3 protein-coding genes are annotated in these 2,118 nt (G+C 63.1%); 2 read left to right on the forward strand and 1 reads right to left on the reverse strand.

Features of this window, described 5'->3' with window-relative positions; genetic code table 11:
* Positions 1 to 5 precede the first annotated feature (5 nt).
* Positions 6 to 728, forward strand: a complete 723-nt coding sequence (locus tag EN949_RS34810) for a DUF4336 domain-containing protein (protein WP_224620599.1) — start codon at positions 6 to 8, stop codon at positions 726 to 728.
* Here EN949_RS34810 and EN949_RS34815 read toward each other — a convergent pair.
* Positions 691 to 1,656, reverse strand: coding sequence for a LysR family transcriptional regulator (locus EN949_RS34815; RefSeq protein ID WP_013530130.1), 966 nt, complete (start codon positions 1,654 to 1,656; stop codon positions 691 to 693). The genes EN949_RS34810 and EN949_RS34815 overlap by 38 nt on opposite strands.
* Positions 1,657 to 1,757: 101 nt before the next feature.
* Here EN949_RS34815 and EN949_RS34820 point away from each other — a divergent pair.
* Positions 1,758 to 2,118 (forward strand): alpha/beta fold hydrolase (locus EN949_RS34820; RefSeq protein ID WP_127371970.1); only part of this gene is annotated, 361 nt, incomplete at its 3' end.

The following is a 2,118-nucleotide window of genomic DNA, read 5'->3' on the forward strand; positions in this document are numbered from 1 at the left end:
GCTCTATGGGAAGCAATGTGCAAATGGCTGGTAGTCTCAAGGAATTCGGCCTTGGGATCTGGATTGCGGATGGTCCGATCGTCACGGCGGCCGCCGGCTTTCACTATCCCACGCGTATGGCCGTTATCGGATTGTCCGGGGGCGGTTTGTTCATCTGGTCACCGGTAGAGCTCACGAACGAGCTGCGCGCCGATGTGGACGCTCTGGGCGTGGTGCGCTTCCTGATCCCGCCCAATTCGCTTCACCACGTGTTTCTCGCTGACTGGCAGCGCGGCTATCCCGATGCCAAGGTCTATGCGCCACCCGGCCTGCGGGAAAAGCGCCGAGATATCCTCTTCTGCGGCGAGCTCGGCGATACGCCTGCCGCCGACTGGGCGGACGATCTCGACCAGGTCGTCGTGCGCGGCAACAGGATCACCACCGAGATTGTCTTCTTCCACCGCGCAAGCAGGACAGTGTTGTTCACCGATCTGATCCAGCATTTCCACGCCGGATGGTTCAAGGGCTGGCGGGCGCTCGTAGCCCGGCTGGATCTGATGGTGGCCGCAGAGCCCTCAGTGCCGCGAAAATTCCGCGCCGGCTTTACCGACCGGCGCGCCGCGCGTGCCGCTCTTCAACGCATACTGGCATGGCCGGCCGAAAGAGTGCTGATGGCGCACGGCGAACCAGTGACGGAGGACGCTCAAACGTTCATCCGTCGCGCTTTTCGCTGGCTGGTTGGCCGCTGACTTCCTCGGCGGATTTCGGCGCTTCGAGCACACGGCGCAATGCCGGCGCTTCCTGCTGGATATGATCCCACAGCCGGTTCGCGATCGGCCCATGCGGCCGGTCGCGGCGGCGCGCCACCACCAGTTCGTCGGTGCGGCCCGGCAGATGACGGCCGGCAATGGAGTGCAGGCGTCCGTCCTGCAGTTCTTCCTCGATCAGGAAGCGGGGCAGGTGGCCCCAGCCAAGGCCCTGCAGGATGATCTCCTTCTTCATGCCCTGGTCGGCGACGAGGCATTGCGGCGCGCCTTCGATCAGCGAATAGTTTTGTTGTGGCGAATGGCGGGCGCTGTCGCGCATGACGCATTGGGTGAGTGCCTGCATCTGGTCCGGGGTGATCGGCTGCTCGATACGCTGAGGCAGAAAGCCCGGCGCCACCACGGGAATGAAGGACACCTTGCACAAATCGACCCATTCCACCCGCGCATCGCCCTTGTCGACCCAGTGCAGGATCAGGTCGGCTTCGTCGTCGAAGAGACGCTCCCATGGGCCGCCCACCGCTTCGAAATGCAGATGCAGGCGCGTGCCGGGCAACTGTGCGAAGAATCGCCCGAGCATGCCCAGCACCTGCGGGCGCGGGCACAGGTCGCCGATCACCACATGGATCTCGCTTTCCTCACCCATCGCCAACTGGGCGGCATGGACGCGCAAACCGTCCATCTCGCGCAGCAGCGATAGCGCTCGGCGGTGGAACGACAGCCCGGCCTCGGTCGGACGCACGCGATAGCCGCTGCGATCCAAAAGGACGAGGCCGAGCTGTCGCTCCAGCTTGGCGACGGCGGCGAACACCGCGGGGTGCGAGCGATACAGCATGGCCGCCGCAGGCTGAAAACCGCCGGTGCGGACCACCGCATCGAAGCATTGCAGATCGTGCAGGGTGAATTCGGCCATGTCAGTTTTTGTTACAGAGATTGTCTTATCTTTGTAATATCAACAAAATCGCTCCACAGCTAGGCTCTGTCTCGTTCAACGTTCCAGAAGGAATCTTCATCATGAATGAGCTGAATTTCGTCACAACGGGCGATGGCACGCGCATCGCCTACCGCTTCGACGGCGAGGCAAGCAAGCCGGTGCTGGTGCTGTCGAATTCCATCGGCACCACGCTGCACATGTGGGATGGGCAGGTCGGCGAATTGTCGAAGCATTTTCGTGTCCTGCGCTACGATTTTCGCGGCCATGGCGGATCGAGCGTTCCGGTCGGCGCCTATTCGCTGGACCGGCTTGGCCGCGACGTCATCGAGTTGCTCGATGCGCTCGACCTGCAACGCGTACATTTCCTTGGCCTGTCGCTCGGCGGGTTCGTCGCGCAGTGGCTCGGCATCCACGCGCCCGAGCGGATCGACCGGCTGATCC

It is taken from the genome of Mesorhizobium sp. M7A.F.Ca.US.007.01.2.1, from assembly GCF_003998165.1.
Taxonomy (GTDB): Bacteria; Pseudomonadota; Alphaproteobacteria; order Rhizobiales; family Rhizobiaceae; genus Mesorhizobium; species Mesorhizobium ciceri.

Coding starts and splice junctions, on each gene's coding strand:
- EN949_RS34810 (WP_224620599.1), top strand. CDS start 6: ATGGGAAGCAATGTGCAAATGGCTGGTAGTCTCAAGGAATTCGGCCTT.
- EN949_RS34815 (WP_013530130.1), bottom strand. CDS start 1,656: ATGGCCGAATTCACCCTGCACGATCTGCAATGCTTCGATGCGGTGGTC.